Genomic DNA, 14,156 nt, shown 5'->3' with positions numbered 1-14,156 from the left:
AGCCCTCGAGGGCACGGGGGCCGTCGCTGTACCCCGGCGACCCGGCCACCGTTCGACCCGACGGTGTTCACTCGACCGATGCCGCGCCTCCGACGCACCGATCAGGCCCACCCCGGCATCTCCCGCCACCGCTCGGGCACCGGCTTCACGTACCGCGACGCCGACGGGTCCACCATCACCGACCCGGTCGTGCGGGAGCGGCTCGACCATCTCGGCATCCCGCCCGCGTGGACGGACGTCTGGATCGCGCCGTACCCCAACGGGCACGTGCAGGCCACGGGCAAGGACGCCGCCGGCCGGCGCCAGTACATCTACCACCCGACCTGGCGTGAGCAGAAGGACCGGATCAAGTTCGACCGCGCCCTCTCCCTCGCGGAGTCGCTGCCCACCGCCCGCAGGTTCGTCACGATGGACCTGCGCCTCGACGAGCCCGTCCGCGACCGCGCCCTCGGGGCGGCGTTCCGCATGCTCGACACCGGCTCGCTGCGGGTCGGATCGGAGCGCTACGCGGAGGAGCACGGCAGCCACGGGCTCTCGACCCTGCTCTGCTCGCACGCGAAGGTGTCCGGCGACGTGGTCGCGCTCTCCTTCCCCGGCAAGAGCGGCCAGGAGTGGGACAGCGAGATCCGTGACCCCGACCTCGCCGCGGTCGTGCGCAGCCTCAAGACCCGGGGCGGCCGCTCACGCCTCCTGGCCTGGCGACCGGAGGCCGGGAGTCCCTGGCGGCCCCTGCACGCGTCGGAGATCAACGAGTACGTGAAGCTGCGGGCCGGCGACGACTTCACCGCCAAGGACTTCCGCACCCTGCACGGCACGGTGGCGGCCGCGGTGAGCCTCGCGCAGAGCGGCCCGCAGCCCACGGTGGGTCGGCGCCGGCGGGCGCTCGCGCAGGCGATGCGCGACGCGTCCGACGTGCTGGGCAACACCCCGAGCATCGCGCGGAAGTCGTACGTCGACCCGCGGCTCGTCGACGCGTACGAGCACGGCGAGACGATCGACCCGCGTCGCCTGGGCTCCGCGGAGTCCGAGGTCCGCTCGCTGCTCTATCGCTGAGTCGCGGCCACGCAGGCTCATGACGTACCGTAGAGGGTTGCGTCCGATCGAGTCGGACGCCCGAGAGGAACTACTGCAGTGACTGACGAGTGCATCCACGGGTTCGAGCGGGAGCTCTGCGACATCTGCGCCCCCCGCAAGCGCGAGCCCCTGCTCGATGCCGACGGTGAGGTCCGGACCCTCACGACCAAGCGCCGCGCCGCGTCGCGCAAGCCCGAGTCGCTGCGCAGCACCCCCGCGCTGGCCCGCGACTCCGCGGCCGTCGCCGTCGCGGCGCAGTCGGCCGCGGCCCCCGTCCCGGTCTTCGCGCAGCAGCGCGTCTACCACTGGACCCACGTGACCAACCTGCCCTCCATCATCGCGGCCGGTGCCCTCCGCCCCGGTGCGGCGGCGGAGCCCGAGCTCGACGTGAGCTCGGAGGCGACCCGTGCCCTCCGCGCCTCGGTGACCAGCGCCTCCGGTGCCGTCCTCGCCGAGCACGTGCCGTTCTCGCTGTCGCCCCACGCCTCCGCGTGGGACGTCCTGCGCTCGGGAGCCGACGGCTACGAGTGGTCGGACGCCGCGCGCGCCGCCAAGGCCACCGACTTCGTCATGCTGGTCGTGCCGGTCTCGTCGCTCGACGACGGGTTCGTGGTCACCGAGGGCGACGCCGCCGTCCAGGGCGTCCGTCAGGCCGTGGGCCTCGACGACGCGGCCTCGATGGTCCGCCGCTTCTCGCTCGCCGACCCCGACCTGCTCGAGCCCGAGGTGCTGGTGCCCGGGGGAGTGCCGCTCGAGGCCGTGACGCTCATCGGCGTCCCCAACGACAAGATGCGCGACCGCGTCAAGCGGCTCTTCGCCGACTCGTCCGACCACGCGCCGCGCGTGGCCGTGTACCCGCCGTGGTTCCGCCCGGCGGAGGTCGCGACGGCCTGACGGCCGGCCCCCGAGGAGGCGCGGTGCGAGACTGCTCGCACCGCGCCTCCCGTGCGTCACGGCCCCGTCGCCGCGGTCGCCCAGATCCGCGACACGCCCGGGTTGCAGCAAATGCACGCGTGTGGCAAAATCGTCTAGTTCAACATTCCGGGTCGGCCGAGCGCCGAGCCCCGGATCACTGCCAGGCAGTGCACAGGCGTTCGTCGCCTGGGCCGCGGGTAGCAGGACACATCTCACAACGGAATCTCCAGCGCGCTGGCCCTCGGGCACAGCTCTGCGCGGCGGTGACAGCGAAGATTGCCCTCCCCGGGCCACCCTCGTGCCACCGACACGCTCGAGCCACGGCTCGCTGGTGTCCGAGATGGCTTCACACGAGAACAGCGGTACGCGAGAGACACGTCGTGCCAGATGTTTGCCCAGCAAACAGCGTCAGGCGGCCCCCGAGGTGCGCGACGTCCGAACGAGAGAGAGCCACACATGGCGGGACAGAAGATCCGCATCCGACTCAAGTCGTACGACCACGAGGTCATCGACACCTCCGCGCGCAAGATCGTCGACACGGTCACCCGCGCGGGCGCCACCGTGGTCGGCCCCGTGCCGCTGCCGACGGAGAAGAACGTGGTCGTCGTGATCCGTTCGCCCCACAAGTACAAGGACTCGCGCGAGCACTTCGAGAAGCGCACCCACAAGCGTCTGATCGACATCGTCGACCCGACCCCCAAGGCCGTCGACTCGCTCATGCGCCTCGACCTCCCGGCCGACGTCAACATCGAGATCAAGCTGTAGGGGGGCGACCATGACTGTCAGCGCCACCAAGAACGTCAAGGGCCTGCTCGGCAAGAAGCTCGGCATGACCCAGGTCTGGGACGAGAACAACAAGCTCGTCCCCGTCACCGTCGTGGAGATCGCTCCCAACGTCGTGACCCAGATCCGCTCGCTCGAGAAGGACGGCTACAGCGCCGTCCAGATCGCCGCCGGCCAGATCGACCCCCGCAAGTCGAACAAGCCCTCCACGGGCCACTTCGACGCCGCCGGCGTCACGCCCCGCCGCCACCTCACCGAGGTCCGCACCGCCGACGCCGCCGAGTACGCGCTCGGCCAGGAGATCACGGTCGACACCTTCGAGGCCGGCCAGAAGGTCGACGTCGTCGGCACCTCCAAGGGCAAGGGCTTCGCCGGTGTCATGAAGCGTCACAACTTCAAGGGCGTCAGCGCCTCGCACGGTGCCCACCGCAACCACCGCAAGCCCGGCTCGATCGGTGCTTCGTCGACCCCCAGCCGTGTCTTCAAGGGCATGCGCATGGCCGGTCGCATGGGTGGAGAGCGCGTCACCATCCTCAACCTCACGGTGCACGCCGTCGACGCCGAGAAGGGTCTGCTGCTCGTCAAGGGCGCCGTCCCCGGTGCTCGTGGCCGCATCGTCTTCGTCCGCACCGCCGTGAAGGGGAAGTAGCTCATGGCCACCACTACCGCATCGGCCACCACGGTCGACGTCATCGACGCCAAGGGCGCCTCGACCGGCACCACGGTCGAGCTCCCCGCCGAGCTGTTCGACGTCGTCACCAACGTCCCGCTCATCCACCAGGTCGTCGTCGCCCAGCAGGCCGCCGCTCGTCAGGGCACGCACAAGACCAAGCGTCGCGGCGAGGTCTCCGGCGCCGGCCGCAAGCCGTTCAAGCAGAAGGGCACCGGCCGCGCTCGTCAGGGCTCGATCCGTGCTCCCCAGATGACCGGCGGTGGCGTCGTCCACGGTCCGCAGCCGCGTGACTACGCGCAGCGCACCCCCAAGAAGATGATCGCCGCGGCCCTCCTCGGTGCTCTGTCCGACCGTGCCCGCGGCGCCCGCGTGCACGTCGTCGAGAGCTTCGTCGCCGACACGATCTCCACCAAGGTCGCCCTCGACCTGCTCTCGACCATCGCGTCGAGCAAGCACGTCCTGGTCGTCATCGACCGCGACGACCTGCTGACCCGCAAGAGCGTCCGCAACGTGCCCACGGTCCACGTGATCACGTACGACCAGCTCAACGCCTACGACGTGCTCGTCAGCGACGACATCGTCTTCACGAAGAGCGCCTTCGACGGCTTCGTCGCCTCGAAGCGCCAGAAGGAGGCCACCGCATGAGCGGCTACGGCAAGGACCCTCGCGACGTCATCATCGCGCCCGTCGTCTCCGAGAAGAGCTACTCCCTGATCGACCAGGGCAAGTACACCTTCACGGTGGACCCGCGATCGAACAAGACCGAGATCAAGCTCGCCATCGAGAAGATCTTCAACGTCAAGGTCGACAGCATCAACACGCTGAACCGTGTCGGCAAGACCCGCCGCACGCGCTTCGGCACCGGCAAGCGCAAGGACACCAAGCGCGCCATCGTGACGCTCAAGTCGGGCACCATCGACATCTTCACGGCTGTCGGCTAGGGCTCGGAGGGAAGACAAAATGGCTATTCGTAACTACAAGCCCACGACTCCTGGTCGTCGCGGTTCGTCGGTCTCCGACTTCGCGGAGATCACGCGTTCCACGCCCGAGAAGTCGCTGCTGCGTCCCCTGTCCAAGAGCGGTGGCCGCAACAACGCCGGCCGCATCACGACGCGTCACATCGGTGGTGGCCACAAGCGCCAGTACCGCGTGATCGACTTCCGTCGTAACGACAAGGACGGCATCAACGCCAAGGTCGCTCACATCGAGTACGACCCCAACCGCACGGCGCGCATCGCGCTCCTGCACTTCGTCGACGGCACGAAGCGGTACATCATCGCTCCGAACAAGCTGTCGCAGGGCGACATCGTCGAGTCGGGTCCCGGCGCCGACATCAAGCCCGGCAATAACCTGCCGCTGAAGAACATCCCGGTCGGTACCGTCATCCACGCCATCGAGCTCAAGCCCGGCGGCGGCGCGAAGATGGCCCGCTCGGCCGGCGCCTCGGTGCGTCTCGTCGCCAAGGACGGCCCCTACGCGCAGCTCCGCCTGCCGTCGGGCGAGGTCCGCAACGTCGACGCCCGCTGCCGCGCCACCATCGGCGAGGTCGGCAACGCCGAGCAGTCGAACATCAACTGGGGCAAGGCCGGCCGCATGCGCTGGAAGGGCGTCCGCCCGACCGTGCGTGGTGTCGCCATGAACCCGGTCGACCACCCGCACGGTGGTGGTGAGGGCAAGACCTCCGGTGGTCGCCACCCGGTCAGCCCGTGGGGCCAGAAAGAGGGCCGCACCCGCCACATCAACAAGGAGAGCGACAAGCTCATCGTCCGCCGTCGTAACGCTGGCAAGAAGCGTAAGTAGGAGTTGTAGAAGATGCCACGCAGTCTTAAGAAGGGCCCCTTCGTCGATGACCACCTGCTTCGCAAGGTCGTCACGCAGAACGAGGCCAGCACCAAGAACGTCATCAAGACCTGGTCCCGCCGGTCGATGATCGTCCCGAACATGCTCGGCCACACCATCGCGGTGCACGACGGTCGCAAGCACATCCCCGTGTTCGTGACCGAGAGCATGATCGGCCACAAGCTCGGCGAGTTCGCGCCCACCCGTACCTTCCGTGGTCACGTGAAGGACGACAAGAAGGGTCGTCGCCGCTAACGCGGCGACGTAAGGAGGAGAGAAATGGTGGAGTCGATCGCACGCGTGCGTCACATCCGCGTCACCCCCATGAAGGCCCGTCGCGTCGTCAACCTGATCCGCGGCAAGCAGGCCCTCGAGGCCCTGGCCATCCTGAAGTTCGCGCCGCAGGGCGCGAGCGAGCCCGTCTACAAGCTCGTCGCGTCGGCCATGGCCAACGCCCGTGTGAAGGCGGACAAGGACAACAGCTACCTCGACGAGCAGGACCTCTACGTGAGCCGTGCATTCGTCGACCAGGGCGCAACCCTCAAGCGGTTCCAGCCGCGTGCCCAGGGTCGTGCCTTCCAGATCCTGAAGCGCACGAGCCACATCACGATCGTCCTAGCGACGCCGGATGAGGTCGAGGCAGCAGACGCTACGAAGAAGGCGAGCAAGTAATGGGCCAGAAGGTCAACCCGTACGGCTTCCGTCTGGGCATCACCACCGACCACGTGTCGCGGTGGTTCACCGACAGCACCAAGGCGGGTCAGCGTTACAGCGACTACGTCGCGGAGGACATCAAGATCCGCACCCTGCTCAAGACCTCGCTCGACCGCGCCGGCGTGGCCAAGATCGAGATCGAGCGCACCCGTGACCGCGTCCGCGTCGACATCCACACCGCCCGTCCGGGCATCGTGATCGGTCGTCGTGGCGCCGAGGCCGAGCGCATCCGCGGCGACCTCGAGAAGCTCACCGGCAAGCAGATCCAGCTGAACATCCTCGAGGTCAAGAACCCCGAGGCCGAGGCTCAGCTCGTGGCCCAGGGCATCGCCGAGCAGCTCGCTGCTCGCGTGGCGTTCCGTCGTGCCATGCGCAAGGGCCTCCAGGGTGCCCAGCGCGCCGGCGCCAAGGGCGTCCGGATCCAGGTGTCGGGTCGCCTCGGCGGCGCCGAGATGAGCCGCTCGGAGTTCTACCGCGAGGGCCGCGTGCCCCTGCACACGCTCCGCGCCAACATCGACTACGGCTTCTACGAGGCCAAGACCACTTTCGGTCGCATCGGTGTCAAGGTCTGGATCTACAAGGGCGACATCACCAACAAGGAGCTCGCGCGCGAGCAGGCGAACCAGAAGTCGTCTCGCCCCGAGCGCCGCAACGACCGTGACGGCGCCCGCCGCGGCGGGGGCGACCGCGCTCCCCGCGAGCAGAAGGCACCCGCCACCACAGGAGCTGAGGCGTAACCATGCTTATCCCCCGTCGTGTCAAGCACCGCAAGCAGCACCACCCCGGCCGTAGCGGCCAGGCCACTGGTGGCACCAAGGTCAGCTTCGGTGAGTACGGCATCCAGGCCCTCACGCCCGCTTACGTGACCAACCGTCAGATCGAGTCCGCTCGTATCGCCATGACGCGTCACATCAAGCGTGGCGGCAAGGTGTGGATCAACATCTACCCCGACCGTCCGCTCACGAAGAAGCCCGCCGAGACCCGCATGGGTTCCGGCAAGGGCTCGCCCGAGTGGTGGGTCGCGAACGTCAAGCCGGGTCGCGTGCTCTTCGAGCTCAGCGGCGTCAGCGAGGAGGTCGCCAAGGAGGCGCTCACTCGTGCAATCCACAAGCTGCCCCTCAAGGCACGCATCATCAAGCGCGAGGAGGGCGACGCATAATGGCGATCGGTTCCAAGGAGCTCCGTCCTGTCGAGCTCGACACTTTCGAAGACGAGCGTCTCGTCGATGAGCTGAAGAAGGCCAAGGAAGAGCTGTTCAACCTGCGCTTCCAGTCGGCCACCGGTCAGCTCGAGAGCCACGGCCGCCTGCGTGCCGTGAAGCGCGACATCGCTCGCATCTACACGGTCCTGCGTGAGCGCGAGCTCGGCATCCGTGCCACCCCCGCCCCGGTCGAGGCCGCCCCCAAGGCGACCAAGAAATCGACCAAGAAGGCTGCCGCCGCCGACGAGGCGCCCGTCGCCGAGACCGCCGAGGAGAAGTAATGGCTACCGAGAACAAGACCGAGGTCGACTCGGCAGCTGTCGAGGTCCGCGGTTACCGCAAGACCCGTCGCGGCTACGTGACCAGCGACAAGATGGACAAGACCATCGTCGTCGAGGTCGAGGACCGCGTGAAGCACCCCCTGTACGGCAAGGTCATCCGCCGCACCTCCAAGGTCAAGGTCCACGACGAGGCCAACGCGGCCGGCGTCGGCGACCTCGTCGTGATCAACGAGACCCGTCCGCTCAGCGCCTCCAAGCGCTGGCGCCTGGTCGAGATCCTCGAGAGGGCCAAGTAGGCCTCGCGGTCTGCTTGAGCAGAAGGAGACAGAAGTGATCCAGCAGGAATCCCGCCTCAAGGTCGCCGACAACACCGGTGCGAAGGAGATCCTCACCATCCGCGTGCTCGGTGGCTCCGGCCGTCGTTACGCCGGCCTCGGCGACGTCATCGTCGCCACGGTGAAGGACGCCATCCCCGGTGGCAACGTGAAGAAGGGCGACGTCGTCAAGGCGGTCATCGTCCGCACCAAGAAGGAGGTCCGTCGTCCGGACGGCTCCTACATCAAGTTCGACGAGAACGCCGCAGTGATCCTGAAGGCCGACGGGGACCCCCGTGGTACCCGCATCTTCGGGCCGGTCGGTCGCGAGCTTCGCGACAAGAAGTTCATGAAGATCATCTCGCTGGCGCCGGAGGTTATCTAAGTCATGGCAAACATCAAGAAGGGTGACCTCGTGCAGGTCATCAGCGGAGCCTCGCAGGCCCGCGGCGGAGACCGCGGCAAGCAGGGCAAGGTCCTCGAGGTGCTCGTGGAGCGCAACCGCGTGGTCGTCGAGGGCGTGAACTTCGTCACGAAGCACGTCCGCGTCGGCCAGACGCAGCGCGGCACCAAGACCGGTGGCATCGAGACCTTCGAGGCTCCGATCCACGTGTCGAACGTCGCCCTCGTCGACCCCAAGACCAAGAAGCCGACCCGCGTCGGCTTCCGTGAAGAGACGGTCACCAAGGGCGGCGTCACCAAGACCGTCCGTGTCCGTTACGCCAAGGCGTCGGGAGAGAACCTCTGATGACTGACACCACCACCACGCCCGCGGCCCTGCCGCGCCTCAAGGCGAAGTACCGCGCGGAGATCCTGCCGCAGCTCAAGAGCGACTTCGGCTTCACGAACGTCCACCAGGTCCCCGGCCTGGTCAAGATCGTCGTGAACACCGGTGTCGGCGAGGCCGCCCGCGACAGCAAGATCATCGACGGGGCCATCAAGGACCTCACGGCGATCACCGGCCAGAAGCCCCAGGTCACCAAGGCCCGCAAGTCCATCGCGCAGTTCAAGCTGCGTGAGGGCCAGCCGATCGGCGCGCACGTCACGCTGCGCGGCGACCGTGCCTGGGAGTTCCTGGACCGCCTGCTGTCGCTCGCGCTGCCCCGCATCCGCGACTTCCGCGGTCTGAGCGACCGTCAGTTCGACGGCAACGGCAACTACACGTTCGGTCTCAACGAGCAGAGCATGTTCCACGAGATCGACCAGGACCGCATCGACCGTGTCCGTGGCTTCGACATCACCGTCGTCACCACCGCGAAGAACGACGACGAGGGCCGGGCTCTGCTCAAGGCGCTCGGATTCCCGTTCCGCACGGCCGACCAGGCCAACTAAGATCGTTCGGTCGGCAACTCCTCACCGGAGTTGCCGACCGTTCCCCTGAGGTCGTGGAGAACCGCTCCACGCCCGCCCGATCATCAAGGTCGACACCCGGTGTACCGGATGGCGAAACCAGATGAGGAAGAAGTACACCGCATGACGATGACAGATCCGGTCGCAGACCTGCTGACCAGACTGCGCAACGCGAACTCGGCGTTCCACGAGACCGTGTCGCTCCCCAGCAGCAAGCTCAAGTCCCACATCGCGGAGATCCTCCAGCGTGAGGGCTTCATCGACTCGTGGAAGGTCGAAGACGCTCGCGTCGGCCAGACCCTCACGATCGACCTCAAGTACGGCCCCGAGCGCCAGCGCTCGATCAAGGGCATCAAGCGCGTCTCGAAGCCGGGCCTCCGCGTCTACGCGAAGTCCACCGAGATCCCGCAGGTCTTCGGCGGCCTCGGCGTCGCGATCCTGTCGACTTCCTCCGGTCTGCTGACCGACCGCGAGGCCGAGAAGAAGGGCGTGGGCGGAGAAGTCATCGCCTACGTGTGGTAATTCGTCATGTCTCGAATCGGAAGACTCCCCATCTCGATCCCTGCCGGGGTCGACGTGAAGATCGACGGCCAGGCCGTCACCGTCAAGGGCCCCAAGGGTGAGCTGTCGCTCGTCGTGAAGAGCCCCATCGAAGCTGCGCTCGAGGAGGGCACCGTCGTCGTGACGCGTCCCGACGACGAGCGCGAGTCGCGCTCGCTCCACGGCCTCACCCGCACCCTCATCGCCAACCAGATCATCGGCGTGACCCAGGGCTACACCAAGGGCCTCGAGGTCGTCGGCACCGGTTACCGCGTGCAGGCCAAGGGCTCCAACGTCGAGTTCGCTCTCGGCTACTCGCACCCGATCACCGTCGAGCCGCCCGCGGGCATCAGCTTCACGGTCGAGGGCAACAACAAGCTCACCGTCGTCGGCATCGACAAGCAGGCAGTCGGCGAAGTCGCTGCCAACATCCGCAAGCTGCGCAAGCCCGAGCCCTACAAGGGCAAGGGCGTTCGCTACGCCGGCGAGGTCGTCCGCCGCAAGGCCGGAAAGTCAGGTAAGTAATCATGGGTCTCGGTACACGAGGAAAGAGCAAGTCGGCCGCCACCAAGCGCCGTCACACCCGCCTGCGCAAGAAGGTCGTGGGCACCGAAGAGCGCCCCCGTCTCGTCGTCACCCGTTCGGCCCGGCACGTGTTCGTGCAGGTCGTCGACGACAGCAAGGGCTTCACCGTCGCCAGCGCATCGACCCTCGAGGCCGACATGCGCACCTTCGACGGTGACAAGACCGCGAAGTCCCGCAAGGTCGGCGAGCTCGTCGCCGAGCGCGCCAAGGCCGCGGGCATCGAGGCCGTCGTGTTCGATCGCGGCGGCAACAAGTACGCCGGACGCGTCGCGGCCATCGCCGAAGGCGCCCGAGAGGCTGGTTTGAACCTGTGAGCGACGCTACGAACACCACTCCCCCCGCAGAGACCGACGCGGTCGCGGCGACCGAGACGGTCAAGGCTCCGGCCGAGGCCGTCGTCGAGCGCCCCGTCGAGACGGCTGCCGGCTCGGAGTCCAACAACCGCGAGGGCGGTCGCACCGACCGCCGTGGCGGCCAGGGTCGCGGAGACCGCAACGCCGGCGGCCGTGGCCGCGGCGACCGTGACGACAAGAGCCAGTTCCTGGAGCGCGTCGTCACGATCAACCGCGTGTCGAAGGTCGTCAAGGGCGGTCGTCGCTTCAGCTTCACCGCGCTCGTCGTGGTCGGAGACGGCAACGGACTCGTCGGCGTCGGCTACGGAAAGGCCCGCGAGGTCCCCACGGCCATCAGCAAGGGCGTCGAGGAGGCGAAGAAGAACTTCTTCCGCGTCCCCCGCATCGGCAACACGATCCCGCACCCCGTCCAGGGTGAGGCCGCTGCCGGCGTCGTCATGCTGCGTCCGGCCTCGGCCGGTACCGGAGTCATCGCCGGTGGTCCCGTCCGCGCCGTGCTCGAGTGCGCCGGTGTCCACGACGTCCTGAGCAAGTCGCTCGGTTCGTCGAACACCATCAACATCGTCCACGCGACCGTCGAGGCCCTCAAGCAGCTCGAGGAGCCCCGCGCCGTCGCCGCTCGCCGCGGCCTCGACATCGACGCCGTGATGCCGGCCTTCATGGCCCGCGCCGAGCAGGCGGCCAAGGCCGCTGCGACCGAGAAGGCAGGTGCCTGATGGCCCAGCTCAAGGTGACCCAGATCAAGTCCGTAATCAGCGAGAAGCAGAACCAGCGTGACACGCTGCGGAGCCTGGGCCTCAAGCGCATCGGCCAGTCGGTCGTGCGCGAGGACACCAAGCAGAACCGCGGCTACGTCAACACGGTCGCCCACCTCGTGAAGGTCGAGGAGATTGACTAATGGCTGACGAGAAGAACGGCGCCGCCGAGAAGGCCGCTCCGAAGAAGGCCGCCGCCAAGGCGACCACCACCAAGGCCGCCGCCCCCAAGGCGACGACCAAGAAGTCGACGGCCTCCTCGGCCGCCGCCTCGACGACGACCTCGACGAAGTCGGCCTCGGCCGGTCAGTCGGCGGACGTCGCCCGCCCGCAGGTCCTCAAGGTCCACCACCTCCGTCCGGCTCCCGGTGCCAAGACGGCCAAGACCCGCGTGGGTCGCGGTGAAGGCTCGAAGGGCAAGACGGCCGGACGTGGCACCAAGGGCCAGAAGGCCCGGTACCAGGTCAAGGTCGGCTTCGAGGGCGGTCAGATGCCGCTCCACATGCGCACTCCGAAGCTGCGCGGGTTCAAGAACCCGTTCCGCGTCGAGTACCAGGTGGTCAACCTCGAGAAGCTCGGCGAGCTGTACCCGCAGGGCGGCGAGGTCACCGTGAGCGACCTGGTCGCCAAGGGTGCCGTCCGCAAGAACGAGAAGGTCAAGGTCCTCGGACAGGGCGACCTGAGCGTCGCTCTCACCGTGGCGGTCGACAAGGTCTCCGGCTCTGCCGAAGAGAAGATCGTCGCCGCCGGCGGGACCGTCTCCAAGTAATCACCTGAGGGGGTGGTCCGACAGGGCCACCCCTTTCAGTCGTCTATCCTTCATGCCGGGAGGCCCCACATGTTCAGAGCTGTCGCGCGCATCATGCGCACGCCCGACCTTCGCCGAAAGATCGGGTTCACTCTCGGCATCATCGCGCTCTTCCGGCTGGGATCGTTCATCCCCTCGCCGTTCGTGGACTACCAGAACGTGCAGCTGTGCCTCGCCGGCAACCAGGGCACGTCGGGTCTCTACGAGCTCGTCAACCTCTTCAGCGGCGGCGCCCTGCTGCAGCTCTCGGTCTTCGCGCTGGGCATCATGCCCTACATCACGTCGTCGATCATCGTGCAGCTGCTCCGCGTCGTCATCCCCCACTTCGACACCCTCTACAAGGAGGGCCAGTCGGGCCAGGCGAAGCTGACGCAGTACACCCGGTACCTCACCATCGCGCTGGGCATCCTCCAGTCGACGACGCTGATCACCGTGGCCCGCTCCGGTGCGCTGTTCGCCGGCTCCGGCGCCGCCGAGTGCCAGCAGCTCATCACGAACGACGCCTGGTACGCCGTCATGCTCATGGTCATCACGATGACCGCCGGCACCGGCCTGATCATGTGGATGGGCGAGCTCATCACCGAGCGCGGCATCGGCAACGGCATGTCGCTCCTGATCTTCACCTCGATCGCTGCCCGCTTCCCCACCGCCCTCTGGAGCATCGCGCAGGCGCGCAGCTTCGAGATCTTCCTCATGGTCATCGCCGTCGGGCTCGTGATCATGGCCGCGGTCGTGTTCGTCGAGCAGTCCCAGCGGCGGATCCCCGTGCAGTACGCCAAGCGGATGGTCGGGCGGCGGACGTACGGCGGCAACAACACGTACATCCCGATCAAGGTCAACATGGCCGGCGTCGTGCCCGTCATCTTCGCCTCGTCACTGCTGTACCTCCCCGCGCTCGTGGCTCAGTTCAACCAGCCCTCCGACGGCACCGCGCCTCCGGCGTGGGTGGCGTGGGTCCAGGCGAACCTCACGTCCGGCGACAACCCGCTGTACATGGCGCTGTACTTCGCCCTCATCGTCGGCTTCACGTACTTCTACGTCGCGATCACCTTCAACCCCGAAGAGGTCGCCGACAACATGAAGAAGTACGGCGGGTTCATCCCCGGCATCCGTGCCGGTCGCCCGACGGCCGAGTACCTCGACTACGTCCTCACGCGCGTCACCCTGCCGGGCTCGCTCTACCTCGGCATCATCGCGCTCATCCCGCTGATCGCCCTGGCCACCGTCGGTGCGAACCAGAACTTCCCGTTCGGAGGCGCGAGCATCCTGATCATCGTCGGCGTCGGTCTCGAGACCGTCAAGCAGATCGACTCGCAGCTGCAGCAGCGTCACTACGAGGGGCTCCTCAAGTGACGGGGAGCGAGACCGGGCCCAGCCCGCGCCTCCTGATCGTCGGCCCTCCCGGCGCCGGCAAGGGCACGCAGGCGACGCAGATCGCGGAGACCCTCGGGGTCCCGGCGATCTCGACGGGCGACATCTTCCGCGCCAACGTCCGTGACGAGACCGAGCTGGGCGTCAAGGTCAAGACGATCATGGACGCCGGCGACTACGTCCCCGACAGCCTGACGAACGAGCTCGTCTCCGACCGGCTCGACCAGAGCGACGCGGCGCAGGGGTTCCTGCTCGACGGGTACCCCCGCACCCTGCAGCAGGTCGGTTTCCTCGACGACTACCTCTCCGCCAAGGGGCAGGCGCTCGAGGCCGTCATCCTGCTGGTGGCCGACCGCGACGAGATCGTCGAGCGGCTGCGCAAGCGCGCCCTCGACCAGGGCCGTTCCGACGACACGGAGGACGCCATCCGGCACCGCCAGGACGTCTACCTGCGTGAGACCGCACCTCTGCTGGAGAGCTACCGGTCGCGGGGCCTGGTCGTCGAGGTCGACGGCCTCGGCAGCATCGAGCAGGTCGCCGAGCGGATCGACGCCGCCCTGACCGAGCGCGGCTTCCGCTCGACGGCCGCCGCCTCCTAGC

At 67.8% G+C, this 14,156-nt stretch carries 24 protein-coding genes; all 24 read left to right on the top strand.

Going from position 1 to position 14,156, the window contains the following annotated elements:
• The first annotated feature begins 78 nt into the window (after positions 1-78).
• On the top strand, positions 79-1,053 hold the full coding sequence (locus FHR77_RS11560; protein WP_167260398.1) for a DNA topoisomerase IB: 975 nt from the start codon (positions 79-81) through the stop codon (positions 1,051-1,053).
• 78 nt (positions 1,054-1,131) lie between these two features.
• Positions 1,132-1,968, top strand: coding sequence for a DarT ssDNA thymidine ADP-ribosyltransferase family protein (locus tag FHR77_RS11555; protein WP_167260396.1), 837 nt, complete (start codon positions 1,132-1,134; stop codon positions 1,966-1,968).
• 477 nt (positions 1,969-2,445) lie between these two features.
• The gene (rpsJ, locus tag FHR77_RS11550; protein ID WP_043593369.1) at positions 2,446-2,754 is read left to right on the top strand and encodes a 30S ribosomal protein S10; all 309 of its coding nucleotides are present in this window, start codon (positions 2,446-2,448) and stop codon (positions 2,752-2,754) included.
• A 10-nt stretch (positions 2,755-2,764) separates the two neighbouring features.
• Positions 2,765-3,421 carry a 50S ribosomal protein L3 gene (gene rplC / locus FHR77_RS11545; RefSeq protein ID WP_056057397.1) on the top strand — a complete coding sequence of 219 codons (657 nt, stop codon included), beginning with the start codon at positions 2,765-2,767 and terminating at the stop codon, positions 3,419-3,421.
• A gap of 3 nt (positions 3,422-3,424) precedes the next feature.
• Positions 3,425-4,090: a 50S ribosomal protein L4 gene (gene rplD / locus FHR77_RS11540; protein ID WP_056057395.1), complete on the top strand. Its 666-nt coding sequence runs from the start codon at positions 3,425-3,427 to the stop codon at positions 4,088-4,090.
• Positions 4,087-4,386, top strand: coding sequence for a 50S ribosomal protein L23 (gene rplW, locus FHR77_RS11535; protein ID WP_056057391.1), 300 nt, complete (start codon positions 4,087-4,089; stop codon positions 4,384-4,386). Before rplD ends, rplW begins: the two co-directional genes overlap by 4 nt.
• A 19-nt stretch (positions 4,387-4,405) precedes the next feature.
• Complete coding sequence (gene rplB / locus FHR77_RS11530; protein WP_056057388.1) at positions 4,406-5,245, top strand: 50S ribosomal protein L2; 840 nt, start codon at positions 4,406-4,408, stop codon at positions 5,243-5,245.
• Positions 5,246-5,257: 12 nt separating this feature from the next.
• Positions 5,258-5,539, top strand: coding sequence for a 30S ribosomal protein S19 (rpsS, locus tag FHR77_RS11525; RefSeq protein WP_056057385.1), 282 nt, complete (start codon positions 5,258-5,260; stop codon positions 5,537-5,539).
• 24 nt (positions 5,540-5,563) lie between these two features.
• Positions 5,564-5,956, top strand: coding sequence for a 50S ribosomal protein L22 (gene rplV / locus FHR77_RS11520; protein WP_055799894.1), 393 nt, complete (start codon positions 5,564-5,566; stop codon positions 5,954-5,956).
• A complete protein-coding gene (gene rpsC / locus FHR77_RS11515; RefSeq protein ID WP_056057382.1) occupies positions 5,956-6,735 on the top strand; it encodes a 30S ribosomal protein S3 in 780 nt (259 codons plus the stop codon). Before rplV ends, rpsC begins: the two co-directional genes overlap by 1 nt.
• A 2-nt stretch (positions 6,736-6,737) precedes the next feature.
• Positions 6,738-7,157 (top strand): 50S ribosomal protein L16, encoded by a 420-nt coding sequence (gene rplP / locus FHR77_RS11510; RefSeq protein ID WP_056057379.1) that lies wholly within the window; start codon positions 6,738-6,740, stop codon positions 7,155-7,157.
• Positions 7,157-7,480, top strand: a complete 324-nt coding sequence (rpmC, locus tag FHR77_RS11505; protein ID WP_056057376.1) for a 50S ribosomal protein L29 — start codon at positions 7,157-7,159, stop codon at positions 7,478-7,480. Before rplP ends, rpmC begins: the two co-directional genes overlap by 1 nt.
• Positions 7,480-7,776 (top strand): 30S ribosomal protein S17, encoded by a 297-nt coding sequence (gene rpsQ / locus FHR77_RS11500; RefSeq protein WP_056057373.1) that lies wholly within the window; start codon positions 7,480-7,482, stop codon positions 7,774-7,776. The genes rpmC and rpsQ overlap by 1 nt, the downstream gene beginning before the upstream one ends.
• 34 nt (positions 7,777-7,810) lie before the next feature.
• Positions 7,811-8,179 (top strand): 50S ribosomal protein L14, encoded by a 369-nt coding sequence (gene rplN / locus FHR77_RS11495; protein ID WP_056057371.1) that lies wholly within the window; start codon positions 7,811-7,813, stop codon positions 8,177-8,179.
• Positions 8,180-8,182: 3 nt separating this feature from the next.
• Positions 8,183-8,542, top strand: coding sequence for a 50S ribosomal protein L24 (gene rplX, locus FHR77_RS11490; protein WP_056057368.1), 360 nt, complete (start codon positions 8,183-8,185; stop codon positions 8,540-8,542).
• Positions 8,542-9,126: a 50S ribosomal protein L5 gene (gene rplE / locus FHR77_RS11485; protein ID WP_167260394.1), complete on the top strand. Its 585-nt coding sequence runs from the start codon at positions 8,542-8,544 to the stop codon at positions 9,124-9,126. Before rplX ends, rplE begins: the two co-directional genes overlap by 1 nt.
• A 141-nt stretch (positions 9,127-9,267) precedes the next feature.
• Positions 9,268-9,666: a 30S ribosomal protein S8 gene (gene rpsH / locus FHR77_RS11480; protein ID WP_056057362.1), complete on the top strand. Its 399-nt coding sequence runs from the start codon at positions 9,268-9,270 to the stop codon at positions 9,664-9,666.
• Between the two features lie 6 nt (positions 9,667-9,672).
• Positions 9,673-10,209 carry a 50S ribosomal protein L6 gene (gene rplF, locus FHR77_RS11475; RefSeq protein WP_167260392.1) on the top strand — a complete coding sequence of 179 codons (537 nt, stop codon included), beginning with the start codon at positions 9,673-9,675 and terminating at the stop codon, positions 10,207-10,209.
• 2 nt (positions 10,210-10,211) lie between these two features.
• Positions 10,212-10,583, top strand: a complete 372-nt coding sequence (gene rplR / locus FHR77_RS11470) for a 50S ribosomal protein L18 (protein ID WP_056057355.1) — start codon at positions 10,212-10,214, stop codon at positions 10,581-10,583.
• Positions 10,580-11,338 carry a 30S ribosomal protein S5 gene (rpsE, locus tag FHR77_RS11465; protein WP_056057353.1) on the top strand — a complete coding sequence of 253 codons (759 nt, stop codon included), beginning with the start codon at positions 10,580-10,582 and terminating at the stop codon, positions 11,336-11,338. The genes rplR and rpsE overlap by 4 nt, the downstream gene beginning before the upstream one ends.
• Positions 11,338-11,520 carry a 50S ribosomal protein L30 gene (gene rpmD / locus FHR77_RS11460; RefSeq protein WP_082514610.1) on the top strand — a complete coding sequence of 61 codons (183 nt, stop codon included), beginning with the start codon at positions 11,338-11,340 and terminating at the stop codon, positions 11,518-11,520. The genes rpsE and rpmD overlap by 1 nt, the downstream gene beginning before the upstream one ends.
• Positions 11,520-12,146 carry a 50S ribosomal protein L15 gene (gene rplO, locus FHR77_RS11455; RefSeq protein WP_167260390.1) on the top strand — a complete coding sequence of 209 codons (627 nt, stop codon included), beginning with the start codon at positions 11,520-11,522 and terminating at the stop codon, positions 12,144-12,146. Before rpmD ends, rplO begins: the two co-directional genes overlap by 1 nt.
• 69 nt (positions 12,147-12,215) lie before the next feature.
• Positions 12,216-13,538, top strand: coding sequence for a preprotein translocase subunit SecY (gene secY, locus FHR77_RS11450; protein WP_056057350.1), 1,323 nt, complete (start codon positions 12,216-12,218; stop codon positions 13,536-13,538).
• Positions 13,535-14,155 (top strand): adenylate kinase, encoded by a 621-nt coding sequence (locus tag FHR77_RS11445; RefSeq protein ID WP_167260388.1) that lies wholly within the window; start codon positions 13,535-13,537, stop codon positions 14,153-14,155. The genes secY and FHR77_RS11445 overlap by 4 nt, the downstream gene beginning before the upstream one ends.
• Position 14,156 lies beyond the last annotated feature (1 nt).

It is taken from the genome of Frigoribacterium endophyticum (assembly GCF_011759585.1).
GTDB lineage: Bacteria > Actinomycetota > Actinomycetes > Actinomycetales > Microbacteriaceae > Frigoribacterium > Frigoribacterium endophyticum.
The sequence above is the reverse complement of the archived record's forward strand: the minus strand, read 5'-3'. Positions and strand labels throughout refer to the sequence as shown.

Coding starts and splice junctions, on each gene's coding strand:
- rplD (WP_056057395.1), top strand. CDS start 3,425: ATGGCCACCACTACCGCATCGGCCACCACGGTCGACGTCATCGACGCC.
- rplF (WP_167260392.1), top strand. CDS start 9,673: ATGTCTCGAATCGGAAGACTCCCCATCTCGATCCCTGCCGGGGTCGAC.
- rpmC (WP_056057376.1), top strand. CDS start 7,157: ATGGCGATCGGTTCCAAGGAGCTCCGTCCTGTCGAGCTCGACACTTTC.
- rplO (WP_167260390.1), top strand. CDS start 11,520: ATGGCTGACGAGAAGAACGGCGCCGCCGAGAAGGCCGCTCCGAAGAAG.
- rplX (WP_056057368.1), top strand. CDS start 8,183: ATGGCAAACATCAAGAAGGGTGACCTCGTGCAGGTCATCAGCGGAGCC.
- rpmD (WP_082514610.1), top strand. CDS start 11,338: ATGGCCCAGCTCAAGGTGACCCAGATCAAGTCCGTAATCAGCGAGAAG.
- rplR (WP_056057355.1), top strand. CDS start 10,212: ATGGGTCTCGGTACACGAGGAAAGAGCAAGTCGGCCGCCACCAAGCGC.
- rpsC (WP_056057382.1), top strand. CDS start 5,956: ATGGGCCAGAAGGTCAACCCGTACGGCTTCCGTCTGGGCATCACCACC.
- secY (WP_056057350.1), top strand. CDS start 12,216: ATGTTCAGAGCTGTCGCGCGCATCATGCGCACGCCCGACCTTCGCCGA.
- rplW (WP_056057391.1), top strand. CDS start 4,087: ATGAGCGGCTACGGCAAGGACCCTCGCGACGTCATCATCGCGCCCGTC.
- rpsQ (WP_056057373.1), top strand. CDS start 7,480: ATGGCTACCGAGAACAAGACCGAGGTCGACTCGGCAGCTGTCGAGGTC.
- rplV (WP_055799894.1), top strand. CDS start 5,564: ATGGTGGAGTCGATCGCACGCGTGCGTCACATCCGCGTCACCCCCATG.
- rplP (WP_056057379.1), top strand. CDS start 6,738: ATGCTTATCCCCCGTCGTGTCAAGCACCGCAAGCAGCACCACCCCGGC.
- rplC (WP_056057397.1), top strand. CDS start 2,765: ATGACTGTCAGCGCCACCAAGAACGTCAAGGGCCTGCTCGGCAAGAAG.
- rpsH (WP_056057362.1), top strand. CDS start 9,268: ATGACGATGACAGATCCGGTCGCAGACCTGCTGACCAGACTGCGCAAC.
- rplB (WP_056057388.1), top strand. CDS start 4,406: ATGGCTATTCGTAACTACAAGCCCACGACTCCTGGTCGTCGCGGTTCG.
- FHR77_RS11560 (WP_167260398.1), top strand. CDS start 79: ATGCCGCGCCTCCGACGCACCGATCAGGCCCACCCCGGCATCTCCCGC.
- rplE (WP_167260394.1), top strand. CDS start 8,542: ATGACTGACACCACCACCACGCCCGCGGCCCTGCCGCGCCTCAAGGCG.
- rpsS (WP_056057385.1), top strand. CDS start 5,258: ATGCCACGCAGTCTTAAGAAGGGCCCCTTCGTCGATGACCACCTGCTT.
- rpsJ (WP_043593369.1), top strand. CDS start 2,446: ATGGCGGGACAGAAGATCCGCATCCGACTCAAGTCGTACGACCACGAG.